The following is an 18,481-nucleotide window of genomic DNA, read 5'->3' on the forward strand; positions in this document are numbered from 1 at the left end:
ACGATGACCGCTCCCCGCTCAGGCCTTGTCATACATGGGCCGGAGCGGGGGAGCGGCTAGGCACCCATAGGTACCTGCGTGCCTGCACCATCTACGAGGTGGAGGTTCTACCGGTCAAAGGGCGACGGCTACAGTATGGGCCAACGCTGTTAGCCATTCGCCGGGAGCAGGTGACGGTGGATTGGGGGCGACGTTACGTCGCGCCTTCCGGTATCAATAGGGCTTACCCCATTCAGCTAATCGCACGGTGATCTGGCTAGGAGTATCGGGCAGCAATCGACCCGTTGCAGTCGGTCGAGCAGTCTCTGTTCTAAGGGCAGGTATCGGAGTGGAACGGTCGTTCCGTGCCGTCGCCTGGGGGGACAAGTCATCGGCCTCTACGGACGCTTAGACCCGTGAGTTGGTGAGGCGGCTTGGCTGCCCGCGCGGGCGGCTTTTGCGCTCATGCAGCGGCCTCGCGCATCAGTCGTTCGCGCGTCAGCCGCAGATTGCTTAGAGCGAACAGCGTATGCAACTCTGCGTGTTCTTCATCAAGCCGCGATAGCGCACTTTAGATGCCACCGTGCGCGGCGATGAACATGGCGACGGCCGACCGGCAATAGGACTCGATTTCGTTGTCGTCAATTGCCCTCGCCTCATCGAAGCGTGCGATAAGCAGCAGATCGCATCCTTTGAAGAGCGCGCCAAATAAGCGGGCGGACCGGTGAGCATCGGGTACGTTCAGAATCGCTTTCGCGTGCAACTGACGCAACACGGCCTCGATTTGAGCGATGACATGGGCGGGCCCGGCTTCGTAATGGAGCTTGCTTAACGACCTTTGATTCGTCTTGTCGGCCAAAACCATGGCTTCGACACTGCGGACGTCGGGGCTCAACAGCGTGCGAAGCAGGGATGATCCGACCGCCATGAGCTGATCTTCGGCCGAACCGTCGATGCCTTCACAAAGGGCCTGCGGTGCAAATTGATTGCAGCGGGCCACCATGGCGGCGCTGAACAGCGCCTCCTTGTTCTCGAAGTGCCGATAGATGCTGAGCTTGGATATCTTCGCGCGCTGGGCGACCTTATCCATGGTCGTCGCTTGAAAACCCAATTCCACAAAGAGTTCGCAGGCAGCGTCGACGATCGTTTGGCGAAGCGCCTCGTTGGCGGGCCGGCCGCGCCGGCCCTGGCTATTTTCGGTCACGACAATTCCAGTACTTGACAGTATTCAAATTCGTGAATTACGATACCATGAAGTATCGAAATGTGCAATCCAAGGGCAGGTTTCCCCCGGGCCGCCCGGCGATATCGAGCGGCATTGTCGGGCTGGTCAATACAGCCATGGGCAACTTTCTTACCAATGTCGAAGCAGTGCTCGCTGACTGTCTCAAACGCGTATCGCCGGACGATGTTGCACACCACGCCCAGCCCAACCTTCCATCCGCAACACGGAGCCCATCACCATGAATGACGTCATCATCATCGGCGGCAGCTTTGCTGGCCTCGCTGCTGCCCTGCAGCTTGGCCGTGCCCGCCGCAAGGTCACCGTTCTCGATACCGGCCGGCCGCGCAACCGCTTTGCCGGCCACTCGCATGGCCTGCTCGGCCACGATCACAAGCCGCCGCTGGACATCCTGGTCGAGGCGCGGCAGCAGCTGTCGCGCTATCCAACGATCAGCCTCGTCAATGCTCGGGCAGAGAGCGTGTCTGGCGCCATCGACGATTTCTGCGTCGTTACTGACGATCACGAAAGCCTGAGGGCGCGCCGCTTGATCCTGAGCTATGGCGTCGCCGACCAGATGCCTGATGTTCCGGGCTTTGCCGAAAGCTGGGGCACGTCCATCGTGCCCTGCCCCTATTGCGACGGATTTGAAGTCGCCGGCCAGCATTGGGGCCTCGTCTGGTCCAGCCCGCAGTCGTACCAGTCTGCCAGGCTGTTCCGCGATTGGACCGACAAGTTGACTGTCTTCGCCGATGGTCATGACATTGCGCCCGATATCCAGGCCGATCTGGCGCGCCGCAACATATCTCTCATCGACGGCCGGATCGTCGAGATCGCCCACCAGAATGGCCATATCACCACCGTCAATCTCGATACCCGCCGCAATGTCGTGGTCGACGTCCTGTTCGCCCATCCGCGCAACAAGCCGTCCGCAAGCCTGCATGAATCACTGGGCCTCGCCACGGTCGACACCCCCACGGGCATCGTCCTCAAGGTCGACGAGCGCCGCCAAACCAGCATGCCCGGCATCTACGCCGCTGGCGACCTCGCCACGCCCTTCTTGCCCTCGGTCACCCAGGCTTCATCGCAGGGCGCGATGGCGGGTATCTTCGCCCAGCAGTCGATGGTGGTTTGAGAGCACAGATCCCTGCTCTCATTGCGTCGTCGCCTTCGAAAAGGTTGGCGTAGATCGACGCGGTGAAAGGCGGATCGTCGAGTCAAGGAGATGACATGGCAAAGCAAAGTGCTGATCAGATGGGTGACTGGAATGGTCAAAGCGGGGAGCGCTGGGTCGCCAACCAGGCCCGGCTCAACTCTCTGGTGGCGGTGTTCGGCCAGGCCGCGATCGAAGCCGCCGCGCCCGCGACAGGTGAGCGCGTGCTGGACATCGGCTGCGGCGCGGGTGCGTCGAGTATGGCTCTGGCCGCTCGCGTCGGCGCGGAGGGCCAAGTGCTGGGCGTGGACATATCCGAACCGCTGATCGATCGAGCGCGCGCGCTTGCACGCCACGATACGCCGGCCCTGTTTCTGGTGGCCGACGCCAGCAGCGCAGAGCTGCCCGAAGGCGCGTTCGACATTCTGTTCTCGCGTTTCGGCGTGATGTTTTTCCCCGATCCGACAGCAGCGTTCGCCCGCATGCGACGCGCGCTCCGCCCGGGCGGCCGGGTCGCTTTCGTCTGCTGGCGCGGAGCGGCCGAGAACGATTGGATGCGACTGCCGGTGGGCGCGCTCAAGGACATCGTCCCGCCGAGCGCGCTGCCCGATCCCGAAGCGCCCGGACCGTTTTCGTTTGGCGACCGGGAGCACGTGGCGCGCATCCTGACGGCGGCTGGTTTCACCGAAATCGTTATCTCGCCCTTCGACGCGGCCGTCCCGTTCGGCGAGGGCGAAACGCGGGACGCTGCGATCGACGACGCAGTGAGGATGACGCTTGAGGTCGGCCCGCTGTCGCGTGCGCTCGCTGGTCAGCCCGACGACATCCGCGCCCGTGCCTCCGCCGCAGTTCGTGCCGCCTTCGCGAGCCTCCCCGGCGAGGGGTCGGTGATGATCAACGGCGCGGCGTGGGTCGTCATGGCGCGAAATCCGGCAAGCTGACAGGGATTAAGAGGGGAGACGCCTCCTCTCGGTAGAGCTGGGCGTCGTTGGCCGCTCAGACTGATGTCCCTTCTGGCCGCTGAACGAGCGCTCGCCTTGCGACAGTCAGATGGCCGGTTGCGAAGCAGAGCCGACGCCTGAGCGGCCTGCCGGCGGCGCATGTGACCGGCAGTTTGTGGCCGAACTGAGCCAGATGTGGCTGTCGTGCGTACCGAATAGGTTGGCACCGAATAGCGCCTAGGTATCTCGGCCGCTCCCCCGCTCCGTGCGTTACCGGGCAAGGCTTCCGGACGGAGCGGCAGATTCGGTGGTGCAGAACCTGGAGCGCTCCGTTATCCGTCGGGCTGGTGAGACGCCCGATTCGCAAGCCGCCGTTCGGTGTCCTCCAAGGCAAGTCGTTCTGCCAGCTCCCGGAGCCAGCCCCCTTCGAACTCCCTGATTGCCGCCCGCTCCCAGAACCACTCGCGGGCGTCCTCGTCGTACTCGGTAACCTTGGAGGCGACCGCTGGATCTATTGGCCGGAGTTCGTATCTCCCATTGGTCATTGGGACGTAGGGTGCGGGTGATACTGGACCTCGTCGGGGCGGTCGCCGAATTTCGCTCCCAGCATCGGTAGATAGAAGAGTTCGGCATATTCGTACCCGGACTCGTTACCCCGCCGGATAGCCAAGGCGTCCGCGACTTCGGCCTCCGGTTTTCCCTTCAGATCGGCCGCCTTCTCCGCCCAGACCGACGCAATATCGAGGTGGCTCAGTACCGTCCCGGCGGGAGGCAGGGCGGGGGTGACCCGCTCGTGCAGCGTTATGGTGATCCCGTAGCCCCGGGTAGCCCTCAGGTGAGACGCCAGTCGGCAAGCCTCCCGGTAGATCGCCTGTTCGTCCGGACTGACCGGTATCGGTAGCAACAGCTCGTCTGGCAGGAATTCGCCGACCGACACGCGCAAGGCGAAAAGCTGCTCCGGCAGGGTCATTTCCCGCCAGACCAGCTTGCGAAGTTCCACGCCATCCTCCCGGCACAGGCAGAGGTAGCCGCTCGCCCCGACTGCCGTGTCGATCCGGTTGCCGACAATCAGCAGCACACGCCGCCCCATCGGCTTCCTCATGGCTGGCGAGCTCGCTCGATGGCCGCGTTGGCTATCTGCATGAATATGAGCGCAGCCTGGAATTCGTCGTCGGCCGTCTCAAGATGCGTCGCCTCGTCACCTTTCACCATATCGCTCAGGAACGCCTCGCCGCCCTCAAACCGGAACAGGAAGCCTGCCGACGGTTGACCCAATACCTTCACGCTGAATCCGTCCCGACCTCCCGCGTTGATCGTGGCGACCTTCGTCACGTTCGGCAGCTCGTACATGAGCGCGAGGTACTGCTCCAGCGTGACGTACTTCTGATATGGGTTGACGAGATCCTCCTTCAGATAGATGCGGGACTGCAACTGGGCCCGGGAAAAGCCGAGAGATGCGATCTGCTGCGCGTGTCGGCTCACCACGACGTCAATCGGCGCGCCGTTCGGGCGATTCGCCGGTTGGGACGGCGCAGATTGCGGCTGGGGCAGGGCTTGATAGGGTGACGGAGCGGGCGTCGGCGAATTACCGAACCCAGCCAGCGCGTCTTCGGCCGACGTGCAACTCGCGGAGACTCCGGACAGGACAGGGTAGTTACCGCACACCTGATCGATCCGGGCGGCGTAGGCGGCGCGGATGCACTCGGCGTCGGTGCAACGGTTGCGGGACTGGACCCACGCCCGCTGGGTCGACCTGAGGTCCTTCCGGGCGCCGTCGCCAATGTCGGAGGCCATCGTGTACTGGTAATCCTGGGTCAGTACTTCGTCCAGTCGGCTCAGGCGGGTGTCGGCACAGATAGTGGCCTCGACCCGGCTTCCGGCCTGAGAACAATTGAAGGATGCGGCGTGGGCGGTGGTGGCGAGCGCGAACGCCGCCATTATGTATGCGTGTCTCATGGTGTCTTGGGGATTGGAAGAATTAGAGAATTCGCACGGGGACCTTCTGGTCAATATCCCAGACCAGTGTCCGGCCATCCTTGTAGGAGACCACTACCTCGTTCCCGCTGACGCTTGCGCTGGTTACGCCGGTCTGGATGATGGCGATTACATAGGTGTTTGAGTTGGTCACTTCCAGATGACCGTCACGCAACTTTGCGACCCACATAGATATGCAATCCTTATTAAATTAATTGGGAGTGGGAAATTCTGGAGAAAATCTAACACACCGCATGTACCTCGCGCGCGCGAGGTACATGTCAGGTGCGCTCAGGCGGCGAACTGTCATTACATTCCGTAGCTGCCGGCCGGGAAAGGCACCAAGGGACTGTCCTGCTTCACATAGAGGGGATGGCGTGGTGAACCGTCAGCGGTGAAACCAAGGCAGAACAGGGGGATGCCCTCGGCCTCCAGTGCTGTGACGAGTTCAGAGGCGTACCGACGCTGTGCCTTCGTGAGTGTGCCGAAAGCCAGCACGACGTACCTCGCGTTTCGAGCCTGCTCCAGAATCGTATTCTGGTTGGACTCGCTCTGAGGCTCGATCCCCGGTTCCAGCAGCGCCTTCGGATCGGTCGCCCGGTAGTCCATCACGTTCGCCTTGACGTAGGCCGACACGCCGAGGCGGACCCGCGTGTAGTTCCACTCGCGCCGAACCGTTGGATCGTCCACTTCCCCGGTGGCCGTCGAGGGGTTCATGCCTATCCAGAGCGCGAAGCTATCCCCCTCCGCCCAGCGTCGGGTAAGCAGGGGGCGATACCGTCCGCATGGGGAGAAGCTGGCTTCCCCGGCCACGCCCGCCGGGAGTTTGATGCGGACTCTACCGCCCGGATCATGAGATTCGACTGTCATGCACGCAATCGCGAAGACTAAGGAAGTCTTAGTGTATATAAATCCGACCCCTAAGAACATCTTAGCCTTTGGTCGGAGGCTGGAATGGACTTGGTCGCGCGGCGTCTCAGGGAGGCCCGAATGCGTTCCGGGCTGTCGCAGGAGCGTTTGGGAATCGAGGCGGGAATAGATGAGATGTCGGCGAGTGCGCGGATGAATCAGTATGAGCGGGGCAAGCACGTTCCCGATCTTGGGACTCTCTCCCGGATCGCCGCAGTGTTAAATCTGCCGGTTTCGTACTTTTACTCGGTCGAGGACAACGAGGCGGAACTGGTCCAGCGATATCACCGGATGCCGGAAAAGGCGAAGAAGATGGTTCGCGAACTGGCGGGTGAACTGGCTGGAGCTTCCTGACGGTTTCGGGTTCGAGTCCTGATCCTTACGGTTGCCAGCATCAGTCGAAAAGGATGCGGAGCACTGGGGGCTCATAAGGACTCGAACTGGCTACGCCATTTGCCCAGCAATAACCAGCCATTCAGGGGGTCCGGCTGGGGGCATGGTCACTCAGCGAAAGCGTCGAAGCCATGTTAAAATTTAGGCTTGCGGCTGAGTGTGGGTCCTGCAGCCGCACCAGTAGTGCGAAAGCGGGTTTCTGAATAATTTCAGAAACCCGCTTTTTTATTTGGGGCGGGGATTTCGCAGGCTGGATGAGAGGCGGAAACGGCTCATTTTTGCCAGATCTCATTCACCTTGTCGATTGTGGACATTTTAGTCTACGAATTGCCCGCTGACCGCAGCAAAGGGCGGTGGCATCGGCCTTGTTCAGGCATCCGCCCACAGATACCGCCCCGCGAACCCGATTGGGAGAGGTACTATTCGGGCGTCAGTCGGCATCACGATCAGTCACTCCGGCGGGCAACGCCCCCGAGACGCGAGTTTTCACCGCGTCACTCCCGCAACACAGACCCCACCTTCATCATGACCAGCCCCGCAACCATCACCTGGCCCGAAGCCGACGGCCCCCGCACTGCGCGTTGGCGCTCCGAAGCCGCGGTGCCGCCGCCCAAGCGCGTTGTCGTCGCCGATGACCGCACCACTGCCGACTCTGCCTATCGTCTCGCGTGCGAAGGCACCGCGCTGCTCTGGAACGGCGACTTTCAGAACGCCCGCCAATTGCTGCAGGCGGTCACGCGCCGGCTGGAGCGCAAACCGCGCAAGCACGGCGAAACGCCGATCGACGCGTTCAACCTGCATCGTCAGGCTCAATCGCAACGCGCCCGCACGCTCGGCATGATCCTGATTCCGCTCGACGCTGCGTACGCAATTCCGCTGCGCCGCGCGCCTGAAGTGCAGCAGGCCTGTATCGAAACCTATGGGCCGTCTACCGACGAACCCTCGGTCGTGTCGCTGCGCGAATTGCTCGGTCTGATCGGTGCGCACGAGTGGCGCAAGAAGGGTGTGGAAATTCCCGTGCTGGGTGAGCGCATCCATCCGCACTACGGCGTGTTTTCGCCGGTGCGCGGTGAATATGCGGATCTGGTGGCGCGCACGCCGCTGCCGTCATTGAACAAGGCGTTCGATATCGGCACCGGTACGGGCGTGCTGGCTGCGCTGCTCGCCAAACGCGGTGTGAAGAAAATCGTCGCGACCGACCAGGACCCGCGAGCGCTGGCCTGCGCGCGCGAAAATCTCAAGCGTCTCGGCTACGATCAGCAAGTCGAGGTCGTGCAAGCCGATCTGTTTCCGGAAGGCCGTGCGCCGCTGGTGGTCTGCAATCCGCCGTGGGTGCCGGCGCGGCCCGCCTCACCGATTGAATACGCGATCTACGATTCGGAAAGCCGCATGCTGCTCGGTTTTCTGGACGGGTTGGCGGAGCATTTGTCGCCGGGCGGGGAAGGCTGGCTGATCATGTCGGACTTCGCCGAGCATCTCGGCTTGCGTACGCGCGAGTGGTTGCTTGCCGCCATTGAAAAGGCGGGGCTGACCGTGGTGGGTCGCGAGGATATTCGTCCACGGCACCCGAAGTCGACTGATGAAACCGACGCGCTGCATACGGCGCGCAAGGCTGAAGTGACGTCGCTCTGGCGTCTGAAGGCGCGCTAAACGGTGGCGCTCGAAGGGAGCGCGATGCCGCGTAATGAGGCGCGGCTGAAGAACGGCGTGTCAGACCGGCACACCGCGCGCCTTGAGATACGCTAATGCGCCGCGTCCGGCCGCGAGGCCACTGGCGAAGCAGGCGGTCAGCAGATAACCGCCGGTTGGCGCTTCCCAGTCGAGCATTTCACCCGCGCAGAACGCGCCGGGCAGATGCTCGATCATCAAATGTTGATCAAGCGCTTCGAAGGGGACGCCGCCTGCGGTGCTGATCGCTTCCGCGATAGGCCGGGCGCGCGTGAGTCGCACCGGCAACGCCTTGATCGCGTGCGCGAGGCCATTCGCATCGGCGAAGGCTTCCTTCGACAGAACCTCGTGCAACAAGGCCAGTTTTACGCCTCCAATGCCGACTCTGCCATGCAGGTGAGTCGACATGGAGCGCGAGCCGCGCGGTCGAGTGACTTCGGCCACGACACGCTCCAACGTCAAGCCCGGCGCCAGGTCCAGCGTGATCGTGACGTCGCCGTCGGCGAGAATCCGCTCCCGGATGGCAGCCGACAGCGCGTAAATCAGGCTCCCTTCGAGGCCGGTTTCGGTCAGAAGTATTTCACCTTGTCGATTGTGGACTTTATTGTCTACGTCAGTGAGCGTGATGACCACGGATTTCACCGGCTGACCGGCGAAACGCTCGCGCAGATAGGGGCTCCAGTCCGCATCGAAGCCGCAGTTCGCGGGCTGCAACGGCGTCACCGGCACCTCGCGTGCGCTCAGCAGCGGCACCCAGGCGGCGTCCGATCCGAGCCGCGGCCAGCTTGCGCCGCCGAGTGCGAACACCACGGCATCGCAGCTCACGCGTTGCTCGCCGTCAGGTGTTTCGAAGCGCAACGTATGCGCCGCGGTGTCGCCGTCGTCGTTGTCCCAACCAGTCCACTTGTGGCGCATGTGAAAGCGCACGCCAGCTTCTCTCAACCGATGCAACCACGCTCGCAGCATCGGCGCCGCTTTCATGTCGGCCGGAAAAACCCGCCCCGAACTGCCCACGAAGGTTTCGACGCCAAGCCCCTGCAGCCAGGCCCGCAAGACGTCGGGACCGAATAGGTCGAGTAGCGGCGCGATCTGTTCGCGGCGCGCTCCATAGCGGCCAAGAAACGGCTCGAGCGGTTCCGAATGCGTGATGTTCATGCCGCCTTTGCCCGCCATCAGGAATTTGCGGCCGACCGATGGCATCGCGTCGTAGACGTCGACTTGTACGCCGTGCTGGGCGAGCGCCTCGGCGGCCATCAAGCCGGAGGGGCCGCCGCCGATCACGGCGACGCGGGCGGAATCGAAGGAGGATGACATGCGGTCCTGCGGATGAGCGGAGGGGCGGCGCGTTTGCCTGATCTGACAATCGGGCGGCGCGAAGGGCGCTATTTTCACACCGCCGGCAACTCAGGGCAAACGGCGCGCGGCGAACGGTCAACGAGCCAACGCGAGCTGGCGGCCGAAAAGAGCTGGGTTCGGGCGTGTCGCAATCCCCTGCGCTCACGTTTGCTCCTTCGCTATTCACTCGCGCGAACTATACTTTTCAAACACCTTCCACCGGACGCAGTCCGCTTCTTTCCCGCGTCACACTACCCCACCGCTCTCATTTCGCCGGGCACGGCCAATGCAGCCGCGCTGCGGCTGGCAACGTGGTCTGCGCACCTGCTGTTTGTCTGGATGTTTCGACGTTTGATCAAGGAGATTGCCATGGCTCGCAAATACATCGACTGCCGCGAGTTCCCGAGCGAAATGAATTGCACCGTCGCCCTGTCCGCCGACAGCGAGAGCGAATTGCTCGACGCGGCCGTGCAGCATGCCGTCACGGTGCACAAACATACGGACTCGCCGGAACTGCGCTCCCAGCTCAAGGCGCTCTTTCATGAAGGCACGCCACCAGTCGAGGGGCCGCGAGCTTGATTCGTTGTCCTTTTTCGCGGGGATGAAAGCCGGCTAACCAGCACGAGCGGCGGCGCGCCGCTCGTGCTGGTCGCGGCGTTGTCTGGGCGTCCTAGCCGGGATATGCCTCATCCACCTTCAGTCCGGCGAGCTTGAAAATCACCCGCAGCGTTTGCGGTTTGATGTCGCGACGCGAAGCGAGCGTCGTCATCACGAAGTCGAGTACTTTCGCGTACTTCAGCATCGTCAGGCACGTTTCCATGTCGACGCTGCCGTCGCGCATGACTTCGGCCAGCCGCAGCATTTCGGTGGAAATGTCGCGTGCCATTTCCAGTTCGAGCTGCTGCTTTTCCGACCACGCAGGGGTGGCGGTGAGCTTCGCCAGCATTTCCTGAAACTTCTGCTCGACGTTTCCGTTGGGTACCGTGTCCATTGCTGCCTCTTCTATTTTCCAGGCGCGCGTCCGTTTGAGATCGCGGCGCGCTGCTGGTTACGTAACGTTCGGTCCGTGTTCCGGGACCGTCCTCCCCACATGCATTCGGTTCGCGTGATCGAAGCCACGGCCGGCAGCTTGTTGTTATGCGCGACACGGCTTACGCCATCGGGTGAGCCGGCCCGCAAGATGCTTTCAAGCCACATCGGAATACGTCCCGCATATTGCGTTTTGAGCAGGAAGTGTTCCAGGTTTGTGGCATTTCTCGCAGGGTCGACGCGACTCCTCAGGTGAGCGGGCTGCGCTTTGGGTAAACTGGCAGCAACTTTTCCTTTTTTCCGTCATCTGTCGCACGTTCGCGTTGCAATCGATGGCGGTCTCCCACGATGTCCAGCAAAACCCACGAAATCCGTCCGAACCAGTCCGTCGAGTTGTTGAAGGAGCTTCACATCCTGACGCGCGACGGCAAGATGAACCAGGACAGCCGCCGCAAGCTGAAGCAGGTCTACCACCTGTTCCAGTTCATCGAGCCGCTGCTGAAAGACCTCAAGGACCAGCAGGGCTCGGTGACGCTCGTCGACCATGGGGCCGGCAAGTCATACCTAGGTTTTATCCTGTATGACCTTTTCTTCAAGGAGTTTCAGGATGCCGCTGGTGGGGCGTCGCACATTTACGGCATCGAAACACGCGAGGATCTCGTGACGAAATCCGAGGAGCTGGCCGAGCGGCTCGGCTTCAAGGGGATGTCATTCCTGAATTTGTCGGTGGCGGAGTCGATTACGTCAGACCGTTTGCCGGCGCAGATCGATATCGTGACGGCGCTGCATGCGTGCAATACCGCGACTGACGACGCGCTCCGGTTTGCTCTGGAAAAGCGTGCGAAGTACATCGTGGTGGTGCCGTGTTGCCAGGCCGAGGTGGCGGGGGTTTTACGGCAGAACAAGAGTAAATCGCTGGGGAATGCGTTGACCGAGATCTGGCGGCATCCGTTGCATACCCGGGAATTTGGCAGCCAGATTACTAATGTGTTGCGCTGCCTGCAGCTTGAAGCGCATGGCTATCAGGTGAGTGTGACCGAGCTGGTCGGGTGGGAGCATTCCATGAAGAATGAGCTGATTATTGCCCAGTTCAAGGACCTGCCGAGACGGCGGCCAACCGAGAGGCTGAATGAAGTGATGGAGACGCTCGGGATCGAGGAGCTGAAAGAACGGTTCTTTGTCTCGGCCTGATCCGTCCTGCGGCGGTGGCTTTTTCGTAGCCACCGCGCGAATTACTTTTTCATCAATTCATTCCAGCCTTTAAGACCAATTCGCCGAAGCGTCTCCTGATTCCGTTCATAAATAGCTTCTGCATCGGGAAAAGCCTGAACCGCCCGTTCGATACTATCTTCGCGAAGCAGATGCAGAATCGGATAGGGTGCGCGATTCGTATAGTTCTCGATATCGTCGGGCTCGCTGCCTTCAAACTGATAATGCGGGTGAAAGCTGGCAATCTGAATAATGCCTTCCAGCCGAAGTTGTTTGATCATTCTCTCGGCAAAAAACAGGCAATCGTTATAGTCGAGAAAATCGCTGAGCGCGCCCGGTATAACCAGAAGCGTGGTATCCACCGCGTCAGGATTAGCCGCGACGAGCGCCTGAATCTCGTTTTCGAGATCGGCTAACACCCCTTCCATATCCACGGCGTCGCTCACGGCATAGCGAATCTGCCCCTTCACATGCACGGCTTTGGCGAAGGGGCACAAATTGAGCCCGATCACGGCCTCCGTCAGCCAATGACGAGTGGCAGCGATAACAGCATCATGAGATTCGGCGGGCGACGACATGGCAAGCAGCGAAAGAGGAAAGTGCCATTCTAACGGCGCGCAACGGCACCGATCCGCACGCGGCCACAACAGGACGGCCCAATCCTCACCTCGCTTGCGTCCCGCGGCACGCCGCGGCGATCAACTGCGCCGCCACCTTCGGTGCGGCCAGAATCGGCCCGCAGCCCGGACCGTAAGTCTGGCTGGCCGCGTACACGCCTTCGATCATCAAACCCAGCCCGTTGGCCAACGCTACCGGATCGTCGGCGCCTGCCGCGGTTGCCAATTCCAGAAGCCGCGCCATCAGCCGTTCCTTGTTGCGAAACACGAATTGCCGCGCCGGATGCGTCGTGTCGGAAAACTCCACCGACACGTTCACGAAGGGACAGCCGCGGTAATCGTCGACCGATGCACGCACGGCCAGGTCGTCGAAATATTGCTGAAGCTGCCTCGCCGGTTCGCCTGGATGCTTGGCAAAGCTTTTCTCCACATAGCCGAAAAACTGCTCGTCCTTGCGCTCCAGATACGCCATCACCAATTCGTCCTTCGACGAGAACTGGCGGTACAAGCTCATCTTGTTCACACCCGCGCGCTCGACCACCGCGTCGACGCCAACCGTTCGCACACCCTCGCGATAGAACAGTTCGTCCGCGGCGCGCAGCAGATGCTGCTGCGCCTCCGGGCCGGCCGTCTGCGTGCCGCGTGCTCGCCGTGCGCCGGTTGGCTTGAGGGTTTCACTATCGGACATGGATGCCACCTGAATTGAATTGATGCCTTGACATGTTACCGACCAGTAACTAACATCGCAACACCATTGTGACAGATCTGTCACAAGTCCTTTACCGAAGTCGTAACAATGCGAGCGGCGCGGCCTGCGGGGCAGGCGTCGATTGGAGAATTAATGAACTGGGCAGCGAGACTGATTGGCGGACGTTTCCACTACGGCTGGTTGACCGTGGCGGTGGTGTTTCTGGTGCTGCTGGCGGCGGCGGGCACGCGCGCCACGCCGAGCGTGATGATGGTGCCGCTGGAGCACCAATTCGGCTGGAGCCGTGCGACGATTTCGCTCGCCATCTCCGTGAACATCGCGCTCTACGGCCTGATGGGGCCGTTCGCGGCCGCGGCGATGCAGCGCTTCGGCGTGCGTCCTACTCTGCTGATCGCTCTCGGCACGATGGCGGCGGGTGTGGCGTTGTCGTCGCTGATGACGCATCCGTGGCAGATGGTTCTGATCTGGGGCGTGATGGTCGGCGGCTCGACGGGGGTGGCGGCGCTGTCGCTGTCGGCGACGGTGGTGACGCGCTGGTTCACCACACATCGCGGCCTCGTGATGGGGATTCTTACGGCCAGTTCGGCGACCGGCCAACTGGTGTTCCTGCCGATGCTCGCGGCCATCGCCGAGCACTACGGCTGGCGCCAGGTGGTGTGGGTCGTCGCGGGCGCGGCGGCGGTTGTATTGCCGCTGGTCGCGTTCCTGTTGCCGGAGCGGCCCGCGGACATGAAGTTGCGCCCGTTCGGCGAACCGGCAGACTCGCCGATTTCCAATTCGGTGACCAAGCAGAATCCGTTGGCCATCGCCTTCGGCACGCTCGCGATGGCGAGCAAGACGCGTGACTTCTGGCTGCTGTTCTTCAGCTTCTTTATCTGCGGCGCGAGCACCAACGGTTACGTCGGCACGCACCTGATCGCAATGTGCGGCGACTACGGCATGAGCGAAGTGCAGGGCGCCTCCTTGCTCGCCGCCATGGGCATCTTCGATCTGTTCGGCACGACGCTGTCGGGCTGGCTGTCGGACCGTTTCAATAGCCGCGTGTTGCTGTTCTGGTATTACGGTCTGCGTGGTTTGTCGCTGATGTATCTGCCGCACGCCTTCGGCATCGATTTCTTCGGGCTGCCGTTGTTCGCGGTGTTTTATGGACTCGACTGGATCGCCACCGTGCCGCCTACCGTGCGTCTCGCAACCGATGTCTACGGCAAGGAAGCGGCGCCGGTCGTGTTCGGCTGGGTGGTCGCCGGCCACCAGCTCGGTGCGGCCTTCGCGGCGCTCGGCGCGGGCATGCTGCGCGCGAGCCTCGGCACTTACACGGTGGCGTCGATGATTTCCGGCGGGCTGTGCCTGGTTGCCGCAGTGATCGTGCTGCGGATCAACCGGCCGGCCAAGGTGCCGGAGCCGCAAGCGGCGTAAAGCTGTGGCCCTGCGCACTGCGAACAAAGCGCACTAGAGCAAACGGCCTCATACGAGGCCGTTTGCCATTGCAGCAGAAGTGAAAACTAAGTGTGCACTTGTTGGAGCGCTAGCGGCTCAGCCCGGTTATGCTATGAAGCCCCGGGCAGCCGCCCGTCGATCATGAATTTCGACCGAGAGAAGCGCATGACCAACAAACCCGCCCCTACCGCAGTTGCCATTCACGAGCTGATTGCAGGTCGCTGGAGCCCGCGCGCCTATTCGAGCGAGCCGGTGAGCCGCGAGGATCTGCATTCGGTGCTCGAAGCGGCACGCTGGGCGCCGTCTTCGTATAACGCGCAACCGTGGCGTTTCCTCGTATTCGACCGTAGTGTCGATGAAGTCTCGTTCAAGCAGGCTTTCGCCACGCTGGTGCCGTTCAACCAGGGCTGGAATGCGCCGGCGCCGGTGCTGATCGCGGTGACCACGCATACGCTCACCAACAAGGGCGAAGTGAACCGTTGCGCGCCGTATGACGCGGGTGCTGCCGCGATGGCGCTGGTGCTGCAGGCACATGCGCTTGGTCTTGCTGCGCATCAGATGAGCGGCTTCGATCCGAACGCGTTCCGCACGGCGTTCAAGCTGCCGCACGACGTCGATGTGATCGCGATCATTTCGCTCGGCCATTACGGCGACGTCGATAAACTCGATCCGGTGCTGCGCGAGCGCGAGAAGTCGGTGCGTCAGCGTTTGCCGCTTGCTGACATCGCTTATGGCGGTGGCTGGAAGAAGGCGTTCTGAGCATCTTGCAGCCTTGGTGGTGATAAAAACGCGCGGCGCTGACCGCGCGTTTTTCATTCCGGATCGTCAGCGACGCTCTTAGACACGTCGTTCGTTTCCCGCCGTCCGAGTCGTTCGAGGCGCGTGCTTCATTCCTCGCCGTCCGCGACGCTCGAAAGCGGCGTGGCGACATTCTCAAGCGACTTGCGCTCGGCATCCACACCCCAGATCGCGGCGATCACCGCGGCGGCGAGCATCAGCCCCGAACCGACCAGATAGCCCACAAACACTTCACTGCGCTGATGTGTATCGATCAGTCGACCGAAAAACGCCGGGCCGATGATGCCGCCCAGAGCAGTGCCGAACGCGTAGAACACCGCGATCGCCAACGCGCGGATTTCCAGCGGAAATGATTCGCTGACAGTCAGGTACGCCGAACTCGCGGCTGCCGAGGCGAAGAAGAAAACGACCATCCACGCGATCGTCTGCGTCACGACGGTAAGCATGTGCTGCTCGAACAGATAGCCGCTCAGCGTCAGCAGGATGCCGGACAGCGCGTAAGTCGTGGCGATCATCTTGCGTCGCCCGATGACGTCGAAGAGCCGACCGAGCACGAGCGGTCCAAGAAAGTTGCCGAGCGCGAACGGCAACAGATACCAGCCGATATGGTCGCCCGGCACCTGATAGAAATCGGTCAGCACCAGCGCATAGGTGAAAAAGATCGCGTTGTAGAAGAATGCCTGCGCGGTCATCAACGACAGGCCGACCAGCGCGCGCCGTCGGTGCACGTTGAACAGCGTGTGAAACACCTCGCGCAGCGGCGTATGTCCGCGTGCCCGCAGTCTTAGCCGCGTGAGGTCGTCGTCCGCGAGTGCATGGCCTTCGCCGCGAAAGCGCGTTTCGATGCCGTCGACAATCGAATGCGCGTGACGTTCGCCGCCATGCGTCAGCAGCCAGCGCGGACTTTCGGGCACCCAGATGCGCATCGGCAGAATCCCCAGCGCCAGTACCGCGCCGATGAAGAAACAGGCGCGCCAGCCCCAGTCGCCCGGCAGCAGATTCGGGTCGAGCAGGACCAGCGAACCCGCCGCGCCGAGCCCCGCGCCGACCCAGAAGGTGCCGTTGATGCCGAGATCGGTCCAGCCGCGCACCCGCGCGGGCGTGAATTCCTGGATCGTCGAATTGATCGCCGTATATTCGCCACCGATGCCTGCGCCGGTGAGAAAGCGAAACAGCAGAAAACTGGCGAGATTCCACGAAAAAGCGGTCGCCGCCGTAGCGGCCAGATACAGCGCGAGCGTGATGAAAAACAGCTTGCGACGGCCGAGCCGGTCGGTCAGCCAGCCGAAGCCGAGCGCGCCGAGCACGGCGCCGGCAATGTAGGCGCTGCCGGCGAGGCCCACGTCGGCGTTGGTAAAGCGCAACGATGGGCTAGACTTCAACGCACTTGCGACAGCGCCTGCGAGCGTCACTTCGAGACCGTCGAGCAACCACGTCACGCCCAGCGCGACGACGATCTGCGAGTGAAAGCGTCCCCACGGCAAGCGGTCGAGCCGCGAGGGCAGGTCGGTTTCAATGACGGCGGCGTTTTTCTCGTGGACAGCGGCGGTAGGCGGCGCGCTCATTGCTGCAAGTCTCCTGATTATCGAAAATTGGCGGCGTATCCTGTCGAATTCAGCAATTTTTGTTCCGTCGAGCGGACCTTGGTCAGTATTGCGGGCATCCCGGAAAGCGTCAGTTGATGCTGATTGGGCTTTCGTGATACAAAGCCGCTCCCCTTTCTGTCCGCGCCAGCCGTGAGCGGCGATTCCTGCCATGAACTATTGCGCGATTGACTTCGGTACTTCCAATTCGGCCGTGGCCGTCCCTGACGGCGCTGCGCTTAGGCTTGCGCCGGTCGAGGGCGCCTATACGACGCTGCCGACCTCCGTCTTTTTCAACACCGACGAAGACACCCGCGAATTCGGGCGCGCGGCGTTGGCGGCGTACATCGACGGTTTCGACGGCCGTCTGATGCGTTCGATGAAAAGTATTCTCGGCTCGCCGCTCGCCGAGAATTCGACCGATCTCGGCGACGGTTCGGCGATCAAGTACACGGACATCATCGCGATTTTCGTCGACCATCTGAAGCGCTCGGCCGAGAAGAGCACTGGCGGCCCGATCAGCCGCGCCGTGCTGGGCCGTCCCGTGTTCTTCGTCGACGACGATCCGCGCGCGGACCAGATGGCGCAGCAGCAGCTCGAAGCGGCGGCGCGGTCAGTCGGTTTGCGGGAGATTCACTTTCAGTATGAGCCGATCGCGGCTGCGTTCGACTACGAATCGCATCTGACGGAAGAGGGGCTCGTGCTGGTGGCCGACATCGGCGGCGGTACGTCGGACTTTTCGCTGGTGCGGGTGGGGCCGGAGCGGGTGAAGCGCGTCGAACGCAAAGACGACGTGCTGGCCCATCACGGTGTGCACGTTGCGGGCACGGATTTCGACCGCCGTGTCGAACTGGTGACGATCCTGCGCGAACTCGGCTATCAGACGCTCGACCCCGAAGGCCGTGAGATTCCGAGCCGCATTTATTTCGATCTGGCCACCTGGCACCTGATCAACACGGTCTACGCCCCGAAGCGCGTCAGCGAACTCGCGCTCATGCGGCATCTGTTCCTCCAGACCAAACATCACGACCGCCTGATGCGCGTTGTGGAACGCCGCTTGGGCCATGCATTGGCTGCTCACGCGGAAGAAGCGAAGATCGGCGTGGCGGCGGGTGGCGAGACCGTGATCGATCTCGACGAGGTGGAAGACGACCTCCGCCTGGCATTCGACGAAGCACAGCTTATCAAGGCCGGTCAGGACGAGACGCAGCGCATCGTGCAGGCGGCGCGCGATACGGTGCAGGCGGCCGGAGTGGCCCCGCGCGACGTCAACGCGATTTACTTCACGGGTGGCTCGACCGGATTGGCGTTTCTATCGGGCGCATTGGCCGCGGCATTTCCGGATGCCAAAGCGGTATTCGGCGACCGTCTCGCCAGCGTCGCGACAGGCCTCGGTATTCACGCGCGGCGTTTGTTCGGATAACCAAATTGATCAAACGCATACTGCGGAGATAATCGCCGCATACTGTTACGACGAATATAAAAAAACCCCGCCGAGGCGGGGTTTTTTGCGTCCAGAAGGAAG

The 18,481-nt window shown here is 62.1% G+C and carries 19 protein-coding genes and 1 pseudogene; 9 read left to right on the plus strand and 11 right to left on the minus strand.

Annotated elements, in window-relative coordinates; translation table 11 throughout:
- Positions 1–442 precede the first annotated feature (442 nt).
- Both M0D64_RS24230 and M0D64_RS24235 read right to left on the minus strand, forming a co-directional pair.
- Positions 443–552, minus strand: a pseudogene (locus M0D64_RS24230) (IS5/IS1182 family transposase); the annotation flags it as partial.
- The gene (locus tag M0D64_RS24235) at positions 551–1,183 is read right to left on the minus strand and encodes a TetR/AcrR family transcriptional regulator (protein WP_201127437.1); all 633 of its coding nucleotides are present in this window, start codon (positions 1,181–1,183) and stop codon (positions 551–553) included. The gene M0D64_RS24235 and the pseudogene M0D64_RS24230, both read right to left, overlap by 2 nt.
- A gap of 259 nt (positions 1,184–1,442) precedes the next feature.
- On the opposite strand from M0D64_RS24235, the gene M0D64_RS24240 reads away from it, so the two are divergent.
- Both M0D64_RS24240 and M0D64_RS24245 read left to right on the plus strand, forming a co-directional pair.
- A complete protein-coding gene (locus tag M0D64_RS24240; RefSeq protein ID WP_266259540.1) occupies positions 1,443–2,336 on the plus strand; it encodes an NAD(P)/FAD-dependent oxidoreductase in 894 nt (297 codons plus the stop codon).
- A 95-nt stretch (positions 2,337–2,431) separates the two neighbouring features.
- Positions 2,432–3,295 carry a class I SAM-dependent methyltransferase gene (locus tag M0D64_RS24245; RefSeq protein ID WP_266259541.1) on the plus strand — a complete coding sequence of 288 codons (864 nt, stop codon included), beginning with the start codon at positions 2,432–2,434 and terminating at the stop codon, positions 3,293–3,295.
- Between the two features lie 541 nt (positions 3,296–3,836).
- On the opposite strand, the gene M0D64_RS24250 is transcribed toward M0D64_RS24245, so the two are convergent.
- The 4 genes from M0D64_RS24250 to M0D64_RS24265 all read right to left on the minus strand — a co-directional run bounded on the left by M0D64_RS24250 (position 3,837) and on the right by M0D64_RS24265 (position 6,199).
- Positions 3,837–4,373: a hypothetical protein gene (locus tag M0D64_RS24250; protein WP_266259542.1), complete on the minus strand. Its 537-nt coding sequence runs from the start codon at positions 4,371–4,373 to the stop codon at positions 3,837–3,839.
- Positions 4,374–4,393: 20 nt separating this feature from the next.
- Positions 4,394–5,233, minus strand: a complete 840-nt coding sequence (locus tag M0D64_RS24255; RefSeq protein WP_266259544.1) for a lysozyme inhibitor LprI family protein — start codon at positions 5,231–5,233, stop codon at positions 4,394–4,396.
- 40 nt (positions 5,234–5,273) lie between these two features.
- Positions 5,274–5,459, minus strand: coding sequence for a hypothetical protein (locus M0D64_RS24260; RefSeq protein ID WP_266259546.1), 186 nt, complete (start codon positions 5,457–5,459; stop codon positions 5,274–5,276).
- 119 nt (positions 5,460–5,578) lie between these two features.
- Positions 5,579–6,199 carry a DUF1643 domain-containing protein gene (locus M0D64_RS24265; protein ID WP_308102509.1) on the minus strand — a complete coding sequence of 207 codons (621 nt, stop codon included), beginning with the start codon at positions 6,197–6,199 and terminating at the stop codon, positions 5,579–5,581.
- 24 nt (positions 6,200–6,223) lie between these two features.
- Here M0D64_RS24265 and M0D64_RS24270 point away from each other — a divergent pair, with 24 nt between their 5' ends.
- The gene (locus M0D64_RS24270) at positions 6,224–6,532 is read left to right on the plus strand and encodes a helix-turn-helix domain-containing protein (protein WP_266259548.1); all 309 of its coding nucleotides are present in this window, start codon (positions 6,224–6,226) and stop codon (positions 6,530–6,532) included.
- A 564-nt stretch (positions 6,533–7,096) separates the two neighbouring features.
- Positions 7,097–8,221, plus strand: coding sequence for a class I SAM-dependent methyltransferase (locus tag M0D64_RS24275; protein WP_154561012.1), 1,125 nt, complete (start codon positions 7,097–7,099; stop codon positions 8,219–8,221).
- Positions 8,222–8,281: 60 nt separating this feature from the next.
- Here M0D64_RS24275 and M0D64_RS24280 read toward each other — a convergent pair whose 3' ends face one another.
- Positions 8,282–9,553: a TIGR03862 family flavoprotein gene (locus M0D64_RS24280; RefSeq protein ID WP_266259549.1), complete on the minus strand. Its 1,272-nt coding sequence runs from the start codon at positions 9,551–9,553 to the stop codon at positions 8,282–8,284.
- Between the two features lie 390 nt (positions 9,554–9,943).
- Here M0D64_RS24280 and M0D64_RS24285 point away from each other — a divergent pair, with 390 nt between their 5' ends.
- Positions 9,944–10,153, plus strand: a complete 210-nt coding sequence (locus M0D64_RS24285; RefSeq protein WP_266259550.1) for a DUF1059 domain-containing protein — start codon at positions 9,944–9,946, stop codon at positions 10,151–10,153.
- Positions 10,154–10,244: 91 nt separating this feature from the next.
- Here the strand turns inward: M0D64_RS24285 and M0D64_RS24290 are convergent, their stop codons facing one another.
- Entirely contained in the window at positions 10,245–10,565 is a 321-nt protein-coding gene (locus M0D64_RS24290) for a hypothetical protein (RefSeq protein WP_042329129.1), read from the minus strand.
- 386 nt (positions 10,566–10,951) lie between these two features.
- Here M0D64_RS24290 and M0D64_RS24295 point away from each other — a divergent pair, with 386 nt between their 5' ends.
- Positions 10,952–11,794, plus strand: coding sequence for an SAM-dependent methyltransferase (locus tag M0D64_RS24295; RefSeq protein ID WP_266259551.1), 843 nt, complete (start codon positions 10,952–10,954; stop codon positions 11,792–11,794).
- A gap of 41 nt (positions 11,795–11,835) precedes the next feature.
- On the opposite strand, the gene M0D64_RS24300 is transcribed toward M0D64_RS24295, so the two are convergent.
- Together M0D64_RS24300 and M0D64_RS24305 are read right to left on the minus strand one after the other, a co-directional pair.
- Positions 11,836–12,390 carry a DUF1415 domain-containing protein gene (locus M0D64_RS24300; protein WP_266259552.1) on the minus strand — a complete coding sequence of 185 codons (555 nt, stop codon included), beginning with the start codon at positions 12,388–12,390 and terminating at the stop codon, positions 11,836–11,838.
- 85 nt (positions 12,391–12,475) lie between these two features.
- Positions 12,476–13,117 (minus strand): TetR/AcrR family transcriptional regulator, encoded by a 642-nt coding sequence (locus M0D64_RS24305; RefSeq protein ID WP_266259553.1) that lies wholly within the window; start codon positions 13,115–13,117, stop codon positions 12,476–12,478.
- Between the two features lie 153 nt (positions 13,118–13,270).
- Here M0D64_RS24305 and M0D64_RS24310 point away from each other — a divergent pair, with 153 nt between their 5' ends.
- Both M0D64_RS24310 and M0D64_RS24315 read left to right on the plus strand, forming a co-directional pair.
- Positions 13,271–14,554 (plus strand): MFS transporter, encoded by a 1,284-nt coding sequence (locus tag M0D64_RS24310; RefSeq protein ID WP_154561024.1) that lies wholly within the window; start codon positions 13,271–13,273, stop codon positions 14,552–14,554.
- 186 nt (positions 14,555–14,740) lie between these two features.
- Entirely contained in the window at positions 14,741–15,334 is a 594-nt protein-coding gene (locus M0D64_RS24315; protein ID WP_266259554.1) for a nitroreductase family protein, read from the plus strand.
- A gap of 128 nt (positions 15,335–15,462) precedes the next feature.
- On the opposite strand, the gene M0D64_RS24320 is transcribed toward M0D64_RS24315, so the two are convergent.
- Complete coding sequence (locus M0D64_RS24320; protein WP_266259555.1) at positions 15,463–16,938, minus strand: MFS transporter; 1,476 nt, start codon at positions 16,936–16,938, stop codon at positions 15,463–15,465.
- Between the two features lie 190 nt (positions 16,939–17,128).
- Here M0D64_RS24320 and M0D64_RS24325 point away from each other — a divergent pair, with 190 nt between their 5' ends.
- The gene (locus M0D64_RS24325; protein ID WP_171926371.1) at positions 17,129–18,379 is read left to right on the plus strand and encodes an Hsp70 family protein; all 1,251 of its coding nucleotides are present in this window, start codon (positions 17,129–17,131) and stop codon (positions 18,377–18,379) included.
- Positions 18,380–18,481 lie beyond the last annotated feature (102 nt).

Origin of the sequence: Paraburkholderia sp. WS6 (assembly GCF_030464835.1) — a bacterium.
GTDB lineage: Bacteria > Pseudomonadota > Gammaproteobacteria > Burkholderiales > Burkholderiaceae > Paraburkholderia > Paraburkholderia madseniana.